Below are 20,129 nucleotides of genomic sequence, written 5' to 3' on the forward strand. Positions count from 1 at the left end.
CAGAAATGGCGAAAGAAAGTATTTTAAAAGTAGGCTCCAATGAGATGGAGTTGGTGGACTTCCGTATTTTTAAAAAGGAAGAAAATGGTGTGTATGAGGGAATTTATGGTGTTAACGTAGCTAAAGTACGTGAAATCATCAAAATCCCTAATCTTACAGAACTTCCAGGTGTTCCTGATTATATTGAGGGAATTTTTGATTTGCGTGGTATTGTTATTCCTGTGGTCAATCTTGCCAAGTGGATGAACATTAAAGAACCTGATGATGGTTCCATTAAACCACGTATTATTATTACCGAATTTAGCGATATTTTGATTGGTTTTGTGGTGCATGAAGCCAAGCGCATTCGTCGTATTAGTTGGAAAGATATAGAACCAGCCTCCTTTGTCGCAGGTATGGGCTCACTGGATAAGAGTCAAATCACGGGTGTGACACGGATTGAAAACGATGAGGTATTGCTTATTTTAGACCTTGAAAATGTAGTTCAATCCTTAGGTATTTACCAGCCAAAAATTGATGTTGCAGATGATCAAATTCAAAAAATTGATGGTACAGCTCTGATTTTGGATGACAGTATGACCGCTCGAAAACTCGTCAGCGATGCCCTCAGAAAAATGGGTATGCGTGTGGTCGAGGCAAAAGACGGCATGGAAGGTTTGGAGAGACTCAATGAGCTTTATAAAACCTACAGTGATCGTTTAACCGATGTGGTTAAAATTATTATCAGCGATGTGGAAATGCCACAAATGGATGGATTTCATTTTGCAGCCAATGTTAAAGAAGATCCTCGGTTTAAAAATATTCCTATTGTTTTTAACTCATCTATTAGCGACCATTTTAGTGAAATTAGAGGCAAAGAGGCGGGCGGTGAGGCCTATTTAACAAAATTTGATGCGGGAATTTTTTACACAGAAGTCTCAAAAGTCATCAAAGCACACGTGAAAACAGCACAATAGGGGTAGAACGATGGAAGATATTCAAGAAATTTTAGAAGATTTTTTGGTTGAAGCGTTCGAACTTATTGAACAACTTGATCAAAATTTGGTAGAGCTAGAGTCCAATCCTGATGATTTGGAACTGCTCAACAGCATTTTTAGGGTGGCGCATACGATTAAAGGGTCATCATCATTTTTAAATTTTGATGTCCTAACAGGTCTGACACATCACATGGAGGATGTTTTAAATAAAGCACGCCATGGTGAGGTAAAATTAACACACGGTGTGATGGATGTGGTGCTAGAGTCAATTGATTTAATGAAAAGCTTGCTTCATGCGATTCGTGATAATGGCAATGACACTTCTATTGGTATTGATATTACCGATATTTGCCGTCGCTTAGATATTATCTCTAATGGAGAAGCCACACATGAAGAAGAACAGATAGCGACATCTAGTACATCTGCGCCTGTTGAAATGGACCCTGTAGAGACGCCAATGAATGAAGACAATGTGGATTATTCAAAATTGAGCGATAAAGAAGTTGAAGACGAAATTGAACGATTACTCAAGATGCGTAAGGAAGAAGATCGTCAACGTAAGCAAAACACGCAAGCTCCATCACCAGTTGTTCCACGTAGTTCATCCGTGGTTGTGGATGAGGATGCAGATGAGGAAAAAGAGGCACCTAGGGTTGTTGAACCTGTCAAAAGAGCTGCTAATGCGGAGAATACTGCCCCAGCAAAAAAAGATGCTTCTAGTTCGATGGAGCAGACCATTCGTGTTGAGGTAAAACGACTTGATCACTTAATGAATTTAATTGGTGAGCTTGTTTTAGGTAAAAACCGATTGCTTAAAATTTATGACGACGTTGAAGAGCGTTATGAGGGTGAAAAATTCTTAGAAGAGCTTAACCAAGTTGTTTCTTCTATTTCTTTGGTAACGACAGATTTACAAATTGCGGTTATGAAAACCAGAATGTTGCCTATTGCCAAAGTGTTTAATAAATTTCCAAGAATGGTACGTGACCTTTCTCGAGAACTAGGTAAACAAATTGAGCTTGAAATCTCAGGTGAAGAGACAGAGCTTGATAAGTCTATTGTGGAAGAGATTGGCGATCCTTTGGTTCATATTATTCGTAACTCATGCGACCATGGTATTGAAGATATTGCAACCAGACGTGCAAAAGGAAAACCTGAGACAGGACTCATTCAGCTCAAAGCATACAATGAGGGCAATAATATTGTCATTGAGATCACCGATGATGGTAAAGGCTTAGATGCTGATTTATTGCGTTCAAAAGCAATTGAAAAAGGAATGATTACCGAGCGAGAAGCCGATGGTATGAGTGACAAAGAGGCCTATGCGCTTATCTTTAAACCATCCCTTTCAACGGCAAAAGTCGTCACTAATGTTTCAGGTCGTGGTGTGGGCATGGATGTGGTTAAGACCAACATTGAAAAGCTCAATGGTATTATTGATGTTGACAGTGAGTTAGGTCATGGAACGGTCATTCGTTTAAAAATTCCACTAACCCTTGCTATTATTCAAGCTTTATTGGTCGGTGCTCAAGAAGAGTATTATGCGATTCCTTTAGCTTCCGTTTTAGAGACGGTTCGCATTCCACTGGATGAGATTTATACCATTGAGGGTAAAAATGTTTTACGACTTCGAGATGAAGTTTTATCTCTTGTGCGACTTTCTGATATTTTTGGAGTCAAACAGGTGTATGAGGGAGGCGAGCATACCTATGTTGTTGTTATAGGACTTGCGGAGTCAAAACTGGGTGTTGTGGTTGATATGCTTGTGGGTCAAGAAGAGATTGTTATTAAATCTTTGGGCGATTATTTACAGGGTATTGAGGGTATTGCAGGGGCTACCATTCGAGGGGATGGTCGTGTGACACTCATTGTGGATGTGGCAGCACTGATGAATCTTGCAAAAGGCATCAATGTTGACATTCGTGCCAGTGCTGAAACCGTTGTGAAGGCAAAAACAGTACCAAGTGATTATGTGGTATTGGTCGTGGACGATAGCGCTATGGATCGAAATATTATGAAAAAATCGATGGAACCTATAGGGGTGAAAACCATAGAAGCAAGCAATGGACAAGAAGCGCTTAACATGATTAAATCATCGGAACACAGTATTGATGCGGTGTTGATTGATATTGAGATGCCACGCATGGATGGTTATACGTTGGCTATGGAGATTCGAAAGTATTCAAAATACAAAAACCTTCCATTAATTGCAGTCACATCTCGTACCTCAAAATCGGATAGATTAAGAGGTGTTGAATCAGGCATGAGCGAATACATCACCAAACCATACTCTCCAGAATACCTCGAGAGTGTTGTTCGTAAAAATATTAAATTATAGGCGGTAGTGCGATGAGTGATAAATTAAATCAAATTATCCAAAAACAGCAAAAGCAGATTGAAGAGCCTCTTAAAAAAGAGGATGATGTTGTTCAGCTCGTTGGATTTATTATTGGTCAAGAAGAGTACGCCGTGCCCATTTTGAGTATTCAAGAGATTATTAAACCCATTGAATATACTAGAGTTCCAAGTGTTCCTGATTATATTCTGGGCGTTTTTAATCTTCGAGGAAGCGTTATTCCTTTGATTGATTTGCGTCGTAAGTTTAAAATGGATTCCGTTAAAGCCACAGAAGATACCCGCTATATTGTTATGAAAGGGCATGATAATACCGCTGGTTTTGTGATAGATAGACTCACAGAGGCAATTCGTATCAAAAGCAGTCGTATTGGACCACCACCTGAGACTATTCATGCAGAAAAAGGGATGGTTTATGGTATTGGTATGCGAGAAGAGAATATCTTAACGATTCTTAAAGTAGAAGCCCTGTTAAAACGAGATTTTTAATCCCGTGAAGAGCTAAGCCTAGAGGTTTAGCTCTTTTACATGTAACGCTTAGGCTTTTAGCAGATCTGCTACCAATTCAAAGTTATTGGCGCTCATCATATGAATTTTTGGGTGAACTTTTTTTAACGCATGAAAGGTTTGAAGCGAAAGTTCAAAACCTACTTTTTTCTCTTCTTCTTCACTGATTTTCTTAGCACGAGCTAGTTTCTCCATCCAAAAATTGGGCACATTCACCCCTGGGACGTGAGCTGAGAGAAATTGCGCAGTGCGTAGTTTTACAATAGGGAAAAATCCTAAAATCATTTGTGCTTCATTGTCTTCTTTACCAAGCTCTTTTTTAGCCTCTTTGAGCAGTTCAAGAAGCATTGAAGCATTGTCTACACTGTAGACAGGTTGTGAAATAATCCCCACAGCTCCATGGCTAATTTTAGTAGCAATTTTTTTCATCAAGTGGCGTGGTGTATTGCTATGGGCGTTACAGACGGCAAAAGGGTAGATGGGGTGCGGTTGTGTTTTAAAAGGTTTGCCTGAGTAATCCATCCCCGCATTAAAGCATTGAATAATATCCATCAAGAGTGTGCTGTTTCCCTCAAAAACGCCTTTAAGGGATGGTTGGTCACTTGCACTTGAAGGATCACCAGTAAGGCACAAAATGGCACGAAGATCATTTTCATTAGCTCCTAGGAGGTCTGATTGAAGAGCAAGTTTATTGCGATCACGCATACTCATGGTTGCAATGACAGGTTTGTTAAAACGGTTTTGAAGTTTGAGTGCGCCAAAAAGAGCATTGTATTTAAGCCGTGCTAAGGGGTTATCGGTGGTGCTAAAGCCATCGACGTGTTTATCCAATCCAAAGTGAGCAATTTTTTCAATCATAGGCTCAAAGGTTGGTTCGTGAATAGGGGTTGTTTCAAGGCTTAAAAAGCTCTCATATTTTAATTTTTCAATAAAAGGTTCTAGCATTTTTTTCCCATGTAATTAAACTTTGGTGTATTATAACCGAAAATTTCCTTGGAATATTACCTAAGGTTTAGCGTGATATAATAAATCCTTTATTTGTAATAAGGGAGTCATGGAAATGAAATTGTGTGTGTTTGATTTTGATTCAACCCTCATGGATGGTGAAACGATAGATTTTTTAGCAAAAGAGCATGGGGTAGAAAAAGAGGTCTGCGCTATTACCGAAGCAGCGATGCGTGGAGAGCTGGATTTTTTTGAGAGTTTAACCACACGTGTAGGGCTTTTAAAAGGGATGAATGCACGTAAAGCAGAAGAGATTTGTGCGCATTTGCCTTTAATGAATGGTGCACGTGAGGCGATTGCTGGGCTCAAAGCAAAAGGCTATACGGTCATTGTTTTTAGCGGAGGATTTCGTATGGGGACAACACCCGCTAAAGCGATTTTAGGCTTTGATGCGGACTTTGCGAATATTTTACATGTAAGAGATGGCCATTTGAGTGGTCTGGTTGGTGGTGATATGATGTTTGGTTTTTCCAAAGGTGACATGTTAAAAAGGGTGCAAAATCTTTTACATGTAAACGAAGAAAATACAGTGGCGGTGGGAGATGGTGCTAATGATCTTTCAATGTTTGAACACGCCCATAAAAAAGTGGCATTTTGCGCAAAGCCTATTTTAAAAAGTGCGGCCAATATTGTGATTGATGAGAAAGATATGCGCAATTTACTTGAATTTATTTAGAAAAGAGTTTTAGAATGTACAACAATGAATTAAAATTTTCGTTATGGTGTGATTTTGTTGAGAGAAGTTTTTTAGAGAATGAATTTTCTAGCTTAGTTGAAAAAAATATTGTCAATGCGGCGACAAGTAATCCTTCTATTTTTAAGAGTGCTTTTTTAGGCTCACCAGCGTATAAAGAGGCAAAAACACTTCTTGAGGGTAGACCTGCTAAAGAAATTTATGAAACATTGGCTATTCAAGATATTCAATGTGCTGCTGGTAAACTTTTAAGTGCTTATGAAAGTGGAAATGATGGGTTTATTAGCATTGAAGTGGATCCTTTTTTATGCGATGATGCCAAGGCAACCATTGAGGAGGGTAAACGTCTTTTTAAGGCAATTGCTTATCCCAATGTGATGATTAAAGTTCCTGCGACTGAAGCAGGGTTTGTTGCTATGGAAGCATTGCTCAGTGAGGGTATTCATGTGAATGCGACCCTTGTTTTCTCAAAGCAACAAACACAAAATTGTTTGGATGCCTTTTCACGTGCCAATCTGCTTTTAAAAGAAAAAGGGGTAGAGTCGCTTCCTAAAGCAGTGATTAGTATTTTTGTAAGCCGTTTTGATCGAAAGTTGGACGACATGCTTTCTAAGATTGATTTTCCAATGGGGCGTGTAGGCATTATGAACGCTTTACGTTGTTATGAGTGTATTAAGGCGTATGGTCTTGAAAATGTAAGGGCATTATTTGCAAGTACAGGTGTTAAAGGTGATCGGTTTAGAGAAGATTATTATATTCGAGAACTTTTGGTTGAAAATACCATCAATACGGCTCCTCTTGATACCATTCATGCCTTTGTAGCGTCGAAAGAATGTAAGGCTATCGAGTATACTTCTGAGATGATTGAGAACTTTTTTAATGCACTAGCTGCAAATGAAATTTACTTAGATGAAGTAAGTGATACGTTAATGGATGAGGGATTGCGTGCTTTTAAGGAAGCCTTTGTGGAGATTTTAAACGAACTCAAATAGCAAGGATAAACACAATGGCAGAAAGTGTCAATGTTAGTGAACTTACCTTTGAGATGACAAAACGGCTCAAAGTCTATTTGAGTCAATTGGTTGAAAGTGAGGGAAGCGATTTACATGTTAAAACAGGTACGACGATTCGAGGACGAATTAACGGTGAAATTGTTCCCTTTTCAAATGAAGCCTTAAGCTATCAAGAGGGCTTAACTTTAGCCAAAGAGCTTTTACGCAGTCGTTTTCCTGAATTGGTAGAGAAAAAAAACATTGATTTTACCTTTAAATTGAATGATGCCTATCGCTTTCGTGTCAATATGTTTTTTCAAGTTGATGGCGTTTCGGCTGTTTTTCGAACCATTCCAATGGTTTTGCCCACAGTAGAGTCTTTGCATTTACCTTCAGTTATCAACACCTTGTGTGATCTTTCACGAGGCTTAGTCTTGGTCACAGGCCCTACAGGTTCAGGTAAAACAACAACGCTTGCTTCCATGATTAATCGTATTAATCAAACACAAAAGAAACACATTATTACCATTGAAGACCCTGTTGAATTTATTTACAAAGATGCTTCATGTGTGGTCAATCAACGTGCCATTGGTCCTGATGCTATCTCGTTTTCAGATGCTCTGCGTGCAGCACTTCGAGAAGATCCTGATGTGATTTTAGTGGGGGAAATGCGCGATTTAGAGACCATTGAGACAGCAATTCATGCTGCAGAGACAGGGCATCTAGTCCTCTCAACCCTGCACACATTGGATGCTAAAGAGACCATCGGGAGAATTATTGGCATGTTCCCAGGCAGTGAGCAAAATCGTATTAAAATGTCACTTTCATCTGTTTTGCAGGGTATTGTGGCACAAAGACTTGTGAAAACAGTTGATAAAGGGCGCACGGCTGCGGTTGAAATATTGGTTAAAAATGCACGCATTGAAGCATTAATTTTAGAAGGGCGTGAATTAGAGATTCCTGATGCCCTTAAAGAGGGAAAAGAAGTTTATAAAACGCAAACCTTTGACCAAGCCTTGTTGGGGCTTTATACCGAGGGGAAAATTTCAAGAGAAGAAGCCATTCGCTCCTCCTCAAGTCGTAATGACATTGCGATGGCACTTGATTTTTACGATGCTGATAAAATGCAAAAAGAAAAACGAAAAAATGATACGCATTCTCTTCAAAATGAAGTGGAAATGGTTGACCAAGATATTATTGCTCTCAAAAAATAGTTATATTTATACAGTTTTTAGGTTTGTTTCAGTAAAATTAGCCCCTTAATTTTTATAAAGGAAGACCATGTTAGAAGGCATCATTAGAGATAGTATCGAAAAAAAGGCTACTAAAGCACTTCGTAGAGATGGATATCTAATTGCTAATATTTACGGTAAGGGTGAAGAAAACATCAATGCTGCATTTAAAGCAAACGAATTCATCAAGGCAGCAAAGAGTAAAGAGACGCTTATTTTCCCAGTTAAAGTGGCTGGTAAAGAGTACAGTGTTGTAATCCAAGATTACCAAAGAGACCCAGTAAACAGCAATCTTTTACATGTAGATTTACGTATTGCGCTTCCAGGTGTTGTTAGTAAATATTTAGTTCCTGTAAAAACGGTCGGTATTCCAAAAGGTACAAAAAATAAAGGTGTTTTAATTCAGTCTAAAAAACGTTTAGCGGTTAAATGTACAGCCGAAAACCTACCAAATGATTTTACCGTTGATGTGAGTGAACTTGATGTGGGTGAAACCATTCTTGTACGTGATATTGCGGTTCCAGCCAATGTAAAAATTATGGATGAGACACGTGTATCTGTAGCGGGAGTTATTAAAGCGAAGTAACGCTTAATGACACTGATTGTTGGATTAGGAAACCCTGATTTTCAATACAAAAACAACCGACATAATGTTGGATTTATGGTCATCGATGCTTTTCTCGATGACCATCCTCTTGCAGAAAAAATTACCAAAACCTCTTTTAAAGGGGAGCTTTTTAAAGCCCCATCAATGCTACTTCTAAAACCCACAACCTATATGAATCTTTCTGGAGAAAGTGTTCGCTCTGTGAGTGATTACTTTAAACCCGATCAGATTATTGTGATTCATGATGATTTAGATCTACCTTTTGGAACGGTACGTTATAAGATAGGTGGAGGTCATGGTGGACACAATGGGCTTCGCTCGATTGATGCACATATAGGAGCTGAGTATATACGGGTTCGTATTGGTATTGGAAAACCACTGCACAAAAGTGATGTGGCTAAATACGTTCTTTCTGATTTTTCAATGTGCCAAAGAGAATTTTTACCTGAATTACTTTTACATGTAAAGAAAAGCATTCAGGAATTGTTACGTGAGGATTTAAAAGAAGTTTCGCTACAATATTCCCTTAAACAAACATGGTGTGATGGAGATAAGGTATGAAACTTTTTGAGAAATATATCATCATGCATTATCTCAAAAACGTCTTCGTTATTTTCTTGGGTTTGGATCTCTTTTATGTAGGCGTTGATCTTTTAAGCAATTATAAAAATATACCTGACTCAGCAAACCTTCAATTGCTATACGCGCTTTTTCAAGCCATGAATGCTATTAATTATGTCTTACCCCTTTCCATCGTTTTTGGAATGATTGTTACGTATTTTACGATGCTGAAAACCAATGAAATTATTTGTATGTATGCTTCAAGCATTAGCAAAAAAGCGTTGGCTCGTCCTTTGTTTTTTTCTGCTTTAGCACTGAGTATCCTCTATGTATCGCTCAATTTTACAGAATTTGCCTATGCACACGAATATGGCTCAAACCTTAAAAAATACAATCGTATCTCAACCAGTTCTGAAGATTTGTTTTTAAAACACAACAATCAATATATCTATTTTAAAAAATTAGACCCCTTGAAACAAATTGCTTATGATGTAAGCATCTTTGAGGTGAATGATGTTGATGTCAACCGTATTATTCGTGCAAAAACGGCTTCGTTCATCAATAACGCATGGTTGCTAAGAGAGGTTGATATTATCAACAAGCCTTATATTAGCTCCTTAGATGATAAAGGGTTTTCCAAAGAGAAACGTGAGAGTTTAAGCGCAATGGAAAATTTTAAACCAAAAATTATGGACAATGTCTACCAAAGTGATTTTTCACTTTCAATTCGTGATGGTATCGATGCATTGCGCTTCTTTACCGTACAAGGAGTGAATACAACAAAAATTAAAGCAACCCTTTTTTATCAAATCTTTTTTCCCTTTTTTGCTCCTTTTTTAATTGTTATTTTATTTTACAAAGCACCTCTCATGGGACGTTATTATAATACTGCATGGGTGGCTTCTGTTTTTGCTTTTATAACATTGCTTATTTGGAGTGGACTCTTTTTGCTTAGTCGTTTGGCAATTAATGGGGTATTACTTTCAGAAATTGCGATTCTAGCACCGATTCTTTTATTGGGCTTTGTCGCACTTTATTTTTACGCTAAACGCACATAAATCCCTTTTAATTATTTTTTGCTTAACTTTTTGATAGAATAAAAGAATTATTGTTATCTCTCATAAGGTTTAAAATGACGAAATTCTCTGCTTTAGCACAAAAATATGGTACCCCTTTGTATGTTTACAATTTCGATACGATTACCCAAAAATTTAGCGCACTCAAAGAAGTTTTCAAAGCACGCAAATCATTGATTTGTTTTGCGGTTAAAGCCAATTCCAACCTTTCGGTTCTACACCATATGGCACACTTAGGTGCAGGATGTGATTGTGTCTCCATTGGTGAAGTGAAACGAGCTTTATTTGCGGGTATTCCTAAGTATAAAATTATTTTTAGTGGTGTGGGTAAAAGGGACGATGAGATTGAAGAAGCACTTCGTAATGATATTTTAATGCTCAATCTTGAGAGCGAAGAAGAGATGAAGCGGGTGGAAATAATTGCTGAAAAATTGGGTGTTGTTGCACGTATTAGTATTCGGGTAAATCCCAATATTGACCCTAAAACGCATCCTTATATTTCCACAGGATTGCATGAAAACAAATTTGGCGTGGATATTGAAAGTGCAAAGCGTATGTATATTCATGCGAAAAATAGCCTTTCACTTGATCCTGTGGGCATTCATTTTCATATTGGCAGTCAAATTACAGAGGTAAATCCTTTTAAAGAAGCCGCCGAGGTTTTAGCTAACTTGCTTCGCAATTTAAAAGCACTGAAGATTGATATTAAATTTTTTGATGTCGGTGGTGGCATTGGTATTCAGTATAAAGAAGAAGAGACCATTGCTCTGTATGAATACGCTCAGTCTATTTTTAGTGCGTTAGGTGGATTGGATGTTACGCTTGTGTGTGAACCTGGGCGTTATTTGGTGGGTGATTGTGGCTATTTTCTCACGAAAGTTTTGTATGAAAAACATAATGGTTTTAAGCGTTTTGTGATCGTGGATGGTGCTATGAACGATTTGATTCGACCAAGCCTTTACCAAGCCTACCATGCGATTGAAGCTGAGGGAAAAGAGGGTGCTGAAAAAAGTGTGTGTGATGTGGTAGGTCCTGTGTGTGAGAGTGGTGATTTTTTTGCGAAAAACATTGAACTTCCTGCTTTGGAACACGATGATCTTTTGGTGGTGAAAAGTGCAGGTGCGTATGGATTTACCATGAGTAGCAATTACAATACCCGTTCACGTGTGGCAGAAGTTGCTCTCCAAAACGGAGAAGATCGTTTAATTCGCAGACGTGAAACATTTGAGGATGTCATTGCGTTGGAGAAAGCGTGTCTATGAGTTATTTAATTGATGTACAAGGAACGCTCATTGATGATGTGAATAAAGAGCCGATTGAGGGAGCTATTGCTTTTATTGAGTCTTTAAATGCTTCCAAAATACCTTATGTGGTGATTACCAATAACACAAAAATTCCTAGTGTGGAGTTTCATCAATTTTTATGCAATTTGGGTTTTGCTATTCCAAAAAATAATTATCTTGATCCCTTTATGACGTTAGAAAAAGTCTTACATGTAAAAGCCATTCGTAGCTTTGGTGCACAAGAGTTTTTGGATGTGATGGAGACATTAGGGTATGAACAAAACGCACAAAATCCTGAAGCCATCGTCATTGCGAGTAAAAAGGATTTTGATGCGAATGATTATGCAAGCATGATAGAATTGGTTTTAGGCGGCGCTAAAATCGTAGGAATGCATGCCACAAGCATTTACGCAAAAGATAAACGTCGCTATCCAGGTGTTGGCGCAATTTTAGAAATGCTTTCGTATGCCACAGGTGCGGAGTATAGTGTGGTAGGAAAACCTAGTACACTGTTTTACAGCGAAGCGTTAAAGCGTTTACAAATGCAAGCTGATGTGAAAAATTTTGATGAGATTACGATTATTAGCGATGATGCTATTGGGGATTTAGTAGGTGCAAAAGCCTTGGGGATGAAAACGATTTTAGTGCTCAGCGGTAAATGCCAAAGTGAGGCAGAAGTCTTACATGTAAAGAGTTCCTTAGATGCGATTGTTCCCAATATTGGGCATATTAAAGGTGAAGAATGCAAACGATAGAAACGTATCGCAAAAAAATTGATGCCATTGATAATGACATTTTAAAACTTTTAAATGAGCGTATGGAGTTGGTCAAAGAGATTGGTAAGGCAAAGCAAACCAGTGGGACTGCAATTTATCGACCTGAGCGGGAAAAAGAGATTTTGGATCGTTTAAAGTCACTGAACAAAGGTGCTTTAAATGAGAAAGCCATTGATGCGATTTTTTTAGAAGTTTTTGCGGTAAGCCGAAATCTTGAGTTTCCAGAAAAAATTGCTTTTATGGGACCAGAGGGAAGTTATACCCATCAAGCAGCAGAAAGCCGTTTTGGAGCTATGGGTAGCTACATTGAAGTGAGCTCTATTGAAGCGGTTTTTCATGTCCTTGAAAACGGTGAAGCTAAGTATGGTGTGGTTCCTGTTGAAAACAATACCGCAGGGGCGGTGGGAACAACGCTGGATTGTTTAGGCAAGTTTAGCTCAAAAATTGTCGCAGAGCTTTATATGGATATTCACCACTCGTTTGCAACCGTTTGTGAAGATATTAAAAAAATTAAACGTATCTATTCGCATCCGCAAGGCTACAATCAGTGTCGTAAATTTTTAGAAGAACACAGGCTTTTGGGTGTGGAATTTATTCCCACAAAATCAACAGCAGAAGCAGCGCAAAAAGCAAGTGTTGAACATGATTCTGCTGCTATTTGTTCGCATATCGCTGCAAAATTATCCAATCTTCCTGTTTTGTTTGAAAAAATTGAAGACAATATGGCAAATCAAACACGCTTTTTAATTTTGAGTGATTTCAAGAACAAAAAAGGGATTCACAATAAAACCTCTATTTTGGCAAAAACCGATGACAAACCAGGAGGACTTGTAGAGTTTTTACAAACCTTTCAAGACCAAAAAGTAAATCTCACTAAAATAGAGTCGCGACCAACCAAAGAAAAAGGGTTTCAATCCATTTTTTATATGGATTTTGAGGGGCACATTGATGATGAAAATGTTCAAAAAGTGATTGAAGAGAACAAAGACAGATACGATATTAAATGGCTTGGAAGCTATATTTGTGGAGGATGAGGAATGCAATTTAACAGCGTTTTAGATAATTTAAAAACCTATGAAGCGGGAAAACCTATAGAGTTAGTTGTAAGAGAGTATGGCATTGAAGCCAAAGATGTCATTAAGCTTGCAAGTAATGAAAACCCACGAGGATGTAGCCAAAAAGTTATTGAAGCGGTCAGAGAAGAAGCTACAAAAATGAATTTATATCCTGATGACAGTATGTATGAACTCAAAGAAGCGCTTGCTCATAAATACAATGTGAGTGATAAAAATATTATTATTGGCTCAGGAAGCGATCAAGTCATCGAATTTGCTATTCATGCCAAAGCCAATGCAAATACGAAAGTACTAATAGCAGGCGTTACCTTTGCCATGTATGAAATTTACACCCTTCAAACAGGGGCAAAAGTTCTGAAAACACCTTCTGCACAGCATAATTTAAAAGAGATGCTAGAACTCTATAAAGCCAATAGTGATATTTCTATTGTTGTGCTTTGTCTTCCCAACAATCCTTTAGGTGAGTGTGTGGATACAAAAGATGTGTATGCTTTTTTAGATGAAATTCATCCAGAAACCCTTGTGATTATTGATGGAGCCTACCAAGAGTATGCTCGTTTTAAAGATGCTGCAAAGAAAATTGAGCCATCTGATATAATCGCAAAATACCCTAATACAATTTACACAGGGACGTTTTCAAAAGCGTATGGATTGGGAGGAATGCGTTGTGGGTATGGTATTGCTCAGCCTGAAATTATTAAAGCTTTATTAAAACTTCGTGCTCCTTTTAATATTACAAATTTGACATTAAAAGCAGCGATTGTTGCTTTAAGAGATCAAGATTTTGTGGATGCTTCTGTGCGAGAAAATTTTGAACAGATGAAGGCATACGAAGCGTTTGCAAAAGCATTGGGTTTTCGTATTATTGAGAGTTATACCAATTTTATTGTTTTAGAATTTGATGCACGTAAAAACTCTGGAGAAATTGCTCAAAAATTAATGGAAAAGGGTATAATCGTTAGAAATTTAGGTTCATACGGGATGAATGCTATTCGTGTAACCATTGGAACTCCTGAGCAAAATAGTCGCTTTTTTGAATGCTTTAAAACACTTTACATGTAAGAGAATATTAAATGGATCTTAGAACACTTTTAAATCAAATCGCAACGCTGATTCAAAACCTGACTCTACGTCAAAGAATTGTATCGGCTGTATCTATCATTGTTTTAATTGGTTTTCTTGTGTTTCTCATGCTGTACAAAAACACCAGTACCTCTTCTATGAATGGATACTCGGTTTTATTTGAAAAAACATCTGCAGGTGATGCTGCATTGATTGTGCAACAGCTTGATAAGGAGAAAGTTCCTTACAAAATTATTGATGAGGGAACCATTGCCGTCCCTAATGATATGGTGCATAAACAGCGTATTGCCATTGCTGCTCTTGGTATTCCTAAAAACAGTAAAGTTGGTTTTGAAATTTTTGATAAAACCGAATTTGGTGCAACGGATTTTGAACAGAAAATTAAGTATGTAAGAGCAGCCCTTGAGGGTGAGTTGGCTCGCACCATTGAAAGTTTGGGGCCTATTGCCAATGCAAGCGTGCATATTGCTATTCCTAAAGAGACAGTCTTTGCACAAAAGCAAGCTCCTGCAACAGCGTCTATTGTACTTAATATTCGATCAGGGATGAGCCTTTCTATTAAGCAAATTGTAGGCATTCGAAATTTAGTCGCAGCGTCTATTTCTAACTTACCCGCAGAAAATGTTTCTATTGTCAATCAAGATGGTGAGCCTTTGGGAGATGAAGAGAGTAACCTTTTTCAAGGCGAGTTGGTTAAGAGTCAAATGCGCTATAAAAAAGAGTTTGAGCATAATATTGAGCAAAAAATTATTCAAGTCTTAGCTCCTGTGATTGGCGGTGTTGATAAAGTGAACGCTAAAGTCACGGTTGATTTTGATTTTTCACAACAAAATTCTGTCAGTGAGATTTATGATCCTAATTCCGTTCCAAGAAGTGAGCAGAGTGTCGAGGAAAAACGTGAAGGAAAAGAACCACAAGATGTTGGCGGGGTTCCAGGTGCGATTAGTAACATTGGTCCTGTGCAAGGTTTAGAGAGCAACAAAAAAAGTGAAACTTATCAAAAAAGCTCCACGACAACCAATTATGAAATTTCTAAAAAAGTAGTCAATTCCAAAGATGAATTTGCCAAAATCAAACGTTTAACCGCTGCCGTTGTTGTGGATGGAACGTATAAATATGGCGTAGATGCGGATGGAAATAAAAAGAATGAACTAGAGTATTTCCCTTTAAGCAAAGAGCAAATGGATGCTATTCGTGATGTAGTAAGGCAAACAGTTGGTTATAATCTTGCAAGGGGTGATGAGGTTACGGTGAGTAACTTAGAATTTAAACCACTCTCCAGTGATGGAACAAGGCTTCCTGCTAAAAGTACAACAGAGAAGATTTTTACCTATGCTATGGCATTGTCTCCTATCTTAAAATACATAGTTGTAGCGGTTTTATTATTTATTTTCTATAAAAAAGTTATTCTTCCATTTAGTCAGAAAATGGTTGAAACAAAATTGGATGATTTTGAAGACGAACTCGAACCTGTTAAAGTAGACGATGAAAGCGTAGAAGATACGTTAGAAAAATTTAAAGAAGCTCGTAAAAAGGTAGAAGATCAATTAGGTATTGGTCAAGATTTTAATGAAGACGCACTTAAGTACGATGTATTGCTTGAAAAGCTTAAGCATATCGCCGATGAAAAAGGTGAAGATTTTGCAGGTATTATTCAATCAATGATTCGCAATGAAGGTGAATATGAAATTAGAAACAATACGAGGGATTTTGGATAATGAAACTAACTGAAGAGCAAAAAACCCTTTACAATGAACTAACAATGGCTGAAAAAGCGGCTATTTTGTTAATACAGCTTGGAGAAGATGCTACGGCAAATCTTTTTTCACACATGGAAATTGATGTCGTTACGGATATTTCTAAGCACATTGCAACCGCTAAAAATATTGATAAATCTGTTGCCAATGCTGTACTGGAAGAATTTTATGTTATTTTACAATCCAATCAGTATATTAGAAGCGGTGGTTTGGAATATGCAAAAGAGATTTTATACCGAACCTTTGGTGCAGAGGGCGCACAAAAGATTTTAGATAAACTCTCCAAATCCATGGAAAATTCTCAAAGCTTTGGTTATCTTTCTCAAATTAAACCGCAACAATTGGGTGATTTTATTATTAATGAGCATCCGCAAACGGTTGCGCTTATTTTAGCTCATATGGATCCAACCAGTGCAGCTGAGACACTTTCTTATTTTCCAGATCAAATACGCAGTGAAGTGACCATTAGAATGGCAAATCTAGGTGAGATTTCCCCTTCAGTAGTCAAACGTGTCTCAGCCGTATTGGAAAATAAATTAGAATCACTAACATCGTATAAAGTTGAGGTAGGTGGTCCTCGTGCGGTTGCTGAAATTCTGAACCGTCTTGGTCAAAAAGCTTCTAAAACAACCATTGCTTACATCGAACAAGCTGATGAAAAATTAGCTTCAGTGATTAAAGATATGATGTTTACCTTTGAAGATATTATGAAACTTGATGGTAATTCTGTGCGTGAAATTCTGAAAGTTGCCGATAAAAAAGACTTGATGGTCGCCCTTAAGGGTGCTGTGCCTGAATTACAACAAAAGTTTTTCGATAATATGTCTCAACGTGCACAAGAGGCTTTTGTTGAGGAGATGAACTTTTTAGGTGCTGTGCGTGTCAAAGATGTTGAAGAGTCACAGCGAAAAATTGTTGAAGAAGTGCAAAAACTAGCAGAGCAAGGTGTACTTCAAATTGGCGAAGCCGAAGAGATGATAAACTAAAATGATGGAAAATATTATTGGCAAAGAACGGGTGGAAGAACACTCGATACAGCGCTATAATTTTAAAGTCTTAGGCTCTGTTTCGGATGCTCCTATACCTTTACATGTAAAAGAAGATACGTATAGTAAAGAGATTGAAACATCATCGCCTCTGAGTGATGAAGTGGTTTCCATCACACGCATTGAAGAAGGAAAGCAAAATCAATTTATTGAAGAGTTACTTAAAAAAACAGATGAGCTGACATCCAGTGTCATAAAACTTCAAATTCAAATTGAAAAGCAAGAAGAAGATTTTTCAAAGCGCTTAACAGAAGCTGTGGAGAGAGAGCGTGAAAATGCGTATACACAAGGCTATCAAAAAGCTAAAGAGGAGAGTGAAACGTCTCTTTCTGAAGTAAAATCTCGTTATTTAAAATCCATTACGCATTTGGATACACTCTACAAAAGTTTTGATGAGAGATTAGGCAAAGTTGAGAGTGAAATGAGTGTGAGTGCCTTTGAAATTGCTAAAGAGGTGATTAAAAAAGAGATTGCTTTTTCAAGTTCTCAGGTGGCTGTAGCACTTTCGAAGGCTCTTCTGCAAGAGGTTAAAGATGCGATTAAAATTGAACTTAGAGTTAATCCAAAAGATTTTGAGGCACTCAAAGAGGTGTATGCTAATGAGGAAAAAATTAAAGTAATTTCAGATGATGCCGTGGCGCAAGGGGGCATTGTTATTTTTAGCGATGTTGGAAATCTTGATGGGAATGTGGCAATGCGCTTAGATAAAGTAAAATATTTATTACATGAAAATTAAGAAGAATTGGATCTCATGAAAGAATTAAAAGAATATTCTATTGAAGAACTAGAGTCGTATTGTGAGCAGATTAGAGAAAAAATTATTCAGACGGTGAGTCATAATGGTGGGCATTTAAGTAGCAATATTGGTGCCGTAGAATTGATAGTTGCCATGCATTATGTTTTTGACGTTAAAAAAGACCCTTTTATTTTTGACGTCAGTCATCAAGCCTATACGCATAAACTTCTCACTGATCGTTGGGAGCGCTTTGATACATTAAGAGAACTTGATGGTATTAGCGGTTACACCAGACCTGATGAATCAATGTATGATTATTTTGTAGCAGGTCATAGTTCGACGTCGATTTCATTGGCTGTGGGTGCAGCGAAGGCTATTGCATTAAAGAATGAACAAACAAAACGTCTGCCTGTTGCATTAATTGGCGATGGCTCACTCAGTGCTGGAATGGTGTATGAAGCGCTTAATGAACTAGGTGATCGCAGATACCCCGTTGTCATCATTTTAAACGATAATAAAATGAGTATTTCCAAACCGATTGGTGCGATTAGTAAATTTTTATCCAGTGCTATGGCAGGTACTTTTTACCAAAAAATCAAAAAAACAACAGAGCAAATTTTACAATATTTACCCGAGAGTGCAACGTATATGGCAAAGAAATTTGAAGAGAGTTTTAAGCTGATTACTCCAGGTATTTTATTTGAAGAGTTAGGAATTGATTATATTGGTCCCATTGATGGCCATGATATAGAGAGTTTAATTCGTGCCATGCAATCAGCACGTAGCCTTAAAAAACCCGTTATTATTCATACCCAAACCCTTAAAGGTAAAGGGTATGAAATGGCTGAGGGATATTATGAAAAGTGGCATGGCGTTGGACCTTTTGATGTGAATAGTGGAGAGGCTTTAAAGCAAGGTGCAAGTAAAAACGCTACGACGATGTATTCAGAAGCATTAATGGCATTGGCAAAAGATCACAATGATGTGGTTGGTGTAACCGCTGCTATGCCAAGTGGTACAGGACTTTCGCCTCTCATTCAAGCCTATCCAGAGCGTTTTTGGGATGTTGCTATTGCTGAACAACATGCAGTAACATCGATGTGTGCAATGGCAAAAGAGGGCTTTAAGCCTTATATTAGCATTTACTCTACCTTTTTACAACGTGCCTATGATCAGGTAATTCATGATGCCTGTATTATGAATTTGAATGTCGTGTTTGCGATTGATAGAGCAGGCATTGTTGGAGAAGATGGCGAAACACACCAAGGTGCTTTTGATATTGCTTACTTAAGTGCTATTCCGAATATGACACTTATGGCACCACGTGATGAATTGAGTATGCACGAAGCGATTCGCTATGCGTACACACACCAAGGACCATTAGCAATTCGCTATCCTAGAGGCTCATTTTTACCGTGTAGCGATGTGCCGTCATTGCCTTTTGTTTGTGGTAAAGCAGAAGTGCTGAAAGAGGGGAATAGTACAGTCCTTTTGATTGGATATGGCAACGGCGTGGGTAAGGCATGCGCAGTATCCCAGATGATGCAAGATGTAGGTGTTGATGTGGGTATTGTAGATTTAAGATTTGCAAAACCTTTGGATGAGAATCTTTTACTAGAGCTCTCCAAGCAATACACACAATGGTACGTTATTAGTGAGAGTGCTAAAATTGGTGGCGTGGCTTCTTTACTGAGTGCATTTAAAGAAAAATATACTTTACATGTAAAGATAAAAAGTTTTGAATATGATGATATGTTTATCAGGCATGGAGCGACACATTTGGTTGAAGAGAGATTAGGTATTACGGCACGACAAATAAGTTCCTCTATTTTAAAAGTATTTCTTAGTAAATAAAAAATACTAATTAATTTTTTTTTATTTAAATTCATCTATAGTATGGAATACTATAGAAAATTTTTGTAAAGGAGGTGTATTACTATGTATGACGTTATTCAACTTTTAAAAGATAAAGAGTTAAAGGCAACACCTCAACGAATTTCCGTTTTAAAAGAGTTGGGACGAAAAACCCATCCAACAATGGATGATTTGTATGAGGCATTAAAAAAAGAGAATCCGTCCATGTCTTTAGCCACAGTCTATAAAAATATTTCAACACTAAAAGAAAAAGGTGTTGTTATAGAAGTAAATGTTGCTGATGGAAAAATGCGTTATGATGTTTATTCAAAGCCACATATTCATTTAATTTGCCAGCAATGTGGTTCAATTGAAGACGTTGATTGTGATGAGAGTATGTACCAATACCAGATGTGCTTAGAATCAAATCAACATGTAAAAATTGAAAGAATGGACATTATTGCGACAGTAAAATCGTGTTCATTGTGCCCAAAATAAATCTGCTTTATCCC

General features: G+C 37.6%; 19 protein-coding genes. 18 read left to right on the top strand and 1 reads right to left on the bottom strand.

Translation table 11 applies throughout. The features are described from left to right. The first annotated feature begins 5 nt into the window (after positions 1-5). The 3 genes from SULBA_RS01100 to SULBA_RS01110 are packed head-to-tail and all read left to right on the top strand — an operon-like array spanning position 6 to position 3,821. Positions 6-956 carry a chemotaxis protein gene (locus SULBA_RS01100; RefSeq protein WP_014768433.1) on the top strand — a complete coding sequence of 317 codons (951 nt, stop codon included), beginning with the start codon at positions 6-8 and terminating at the stop codon, positions 954-956. Between the two features lie 10 nt (positions 957-966). Continuing rightward, positions 967-3,315, top strand: a complete 2,349-nt coding sequence (locus tag SULBA_RS01105) for a hybrid sensor histidine kinase/response regulator (RefSeq protein ID WP_014768434.1) — start codon at positions 967-969, stop codon at positions 3,313-3,315. 11 nt (positions 3,316-3,326) lie between these two features. Further along, entirely contained in the window at positions 3,327-3,821 is a 495-nt protein-coding gene (locus SULBA_RS01110) for a chemotaxis protein CheW (RefSeq protein ID WP_014768435.1), read from the top strand. A 48-nt stretch (positions 3,822-3,869) separates the two neighbouring features. Here SULBA_RS01110 and SULBA_RS01115 read toward each other — a convergent pair whose 3' ends face one another. Beyond that, positions 3,870-4,784 (bottom strand): methylenetetrahydrofolate reductase, encoded by a 915-nt coding sequence (locus SULBA_RS01115; protein WP_014768436.1) that lies wholly within the window; start codon positions 4,782-4,784, stop codon positions 3,870-3,872. A gap of 115 nt (positions 4,785-4,899) precedes the next feature. Here SULBA_RS01115 and serB point away from each other — a divergent pair, with 115 nt between their 5' ends. The 15 genes from serB to SULBA_RS01190 all read left to right on the top strand — a co-directional run bounded on the left by serB (position 4,900) and on the right by SULBA_RS01190 (position 20,115). Next, positions 4,900-5,520 (top strand): phosphoserine phosphatase SerB, encoded by a 621-nt coding sequence (gene serB, locus SULBA_RS01120; protein WP_014768437.1) that lies wholly within the window; start codon positions 4,900-4,902, stop codon positions 5,518-5,520. Positions 5,521-5,534: 14 nt separating this feature from the next. Then, a complete protein-coding gene (locus SULBA_RS01125; RefSeq protein WP_014768438.1) occupies positions 5,535-6,530 on the top strand; it encodes a transaldolase in 996 nt (331 codons plus the stop codon). A 14-nt stretch (positions 6,531-6,544) separates the two neighbouring features. Continuing rightward, positions 6,545-7,744, top strand: a complete 1,200-nt coding sequence (locus SULBA_RS01130; RefSeq protein ID WP_014768439.1) for a type IV pilus twitching motility protein PilT — start codon at positions 6,545-6,547, stop codon at positions 7,742-7,744. 67 nt (positions 7,745-7,811) lie between these two features. After that, positions 7,812-8,348 carry a 50S ribosomal protein L25/general stress protein Ctc gene (locus tag SULBA_RS01135; RefSeq protein WP_014768440.1) on the top strand — a complete coding sequence of 179 codons (537 nt, stop codon included), beginning with the start codon at positions 7,812-7,814 and terminating at the stop codon, positions 8,346-8,348. Between the two features lie 6 nt (positions 8,349-8,354). Next, complete coding sequence (gene pth / locus SULBA_RS01140; protein WP_014768441.1) at positions 8,355-8,930, top strand: aminoacyl-tRNA hydrolase; 576 nt, start codon at positions 8,355-8,357, stop codon at positions 8,928-8,930. Continuing rightward, complete coding sequence (locus tag SULBA_RS01145; protein WP_014768442.1) at positions 8,927-9,988, top strand: LptF/LptG family permease; 1,062 nt, start codon at positions 8,927-8,929, stop codon at positions 9,986-9,988. The genes pth and SULBA_RS01145 overlap by 4 nt, the downstream gene beginning before the upstream one ends. Positions 9,989-10,062: 74 nt before the next feature. Continuing rightward, entirely contained in the window at positions 10,063-11,268 is a 1,206-nt protein-coding gene (gene lysA, locus SULBA_RS01150; protein WP_014768443.1) for a diaminopimelate decarboxylase, read from the top strand. Further along, a complete protein-coding gene (locus SULBA_RS01155) occupies positions 11,265-12,044 on the top strand; it encodes an HAD-IIA family hydrolase (RefSeq protein ID WP_014768444.1) in 780 nt (259 codons plus the stop codon). Before lysA ends, SULBA_RS01155 begins: the two co-directional genes overlap by 4 nt. Beyond that, positions 12,032-13,099, top strand: coding sequence for a prephenate dehydratase (gene pheA, locus SULBA_RS01160; protein ID WP_014768445.1), 1,068 nt, complete (start codon positions 12,032-12,034; stop codon positions 13,097-13,099). The genes SULBA_RS01155 and pheA overlap by 13 nt, the downstream gene beginning before the upstream one ends. Positions 13,100-13,102: 3 nt before the next feature. Next, complete coding sequence (gene hisC, locus SULBA_RS01165) at positions 13,103-14,203, top strand: histidinol-phosphate transaminase (protein WP_014768446.1); 1,101 nt, start codon at positions 13,103-13,105, stop codon at positions 14,201-14,203. 11 nt (positions 14,204-14,214) lie between these two features. Continuing rightward, on the top strand, positions 14,215-15,942 hold the full coding sequence (gene fliF / locus SULBA_RS01170; RefSeq protein ID WP_014768447.1) for a flagellar basal-body MS-ring/collar protein FliF: 1,728 nt from the start codon (positions 14,215-14,217) through the stop codon (positions 15,940-15,942). After that, positions 15,939-16,967, top strand: a complete 1,029-nt coding sequence (gene fliG, locus SULBA_RS01175) for a flagellar motor switch protein FliG (RefSeq protein ID WP_041671742.1) — start codon at positions 15,939-15,941, stop codon at positions 16,965-16,967. Before fliF ends, fliG begins: the two co-directional genes overlap by 4 nt. Position 16,968: 1 nt before the next feature. Further along, positions 16,969-17,763: a flagellar assembly protein FliH gene (gene fliH / locus SULBA_RS01180; protein ID WP_014768449.1), complete on the top strand. Its 795-nt coding sequence runs from the start codon at positions 16,969-16,971 to the stop codon at positions 17,761-17,763. Between the two features lie 15 nt (positions 17,764-17,778). Next, positions 17,779-19,617, top strand: a complete 1,839-nt coding sequence (gene dxs / locus SULBA_RS01185; protein ID WP_014768450.1) for a 1-deoxy-D-xylulose-5-phosphate synthase — start codon at positions 17,779-17,781, stop codon at positions 19,615-19,617. 84 nt (positions 19,618-19,701) lie between these two features. Further along, entirely contained in the window at positions 19,702-20,115 is a 414-nt protein-coding gene (locus SULBA_RS01190) for a Fur family transcriptional regulator (RefSeq protein ID WP_014768451.1), read from the top strand. Positions 20,116-20,129 lie beyond the last annotated feature (14 nt).

Origin of the sequence: Sulfurospirillum barnesii SES-3 (genome assembly GCF_000265295.1) — a bacterium.
Lineage (GTDB): Bacteria > Campylobacterota > Campylobacteria > Campylobacterales > Sulfurospirillaceae > Sulfurospirillum > Sulfurospirillum barnesii.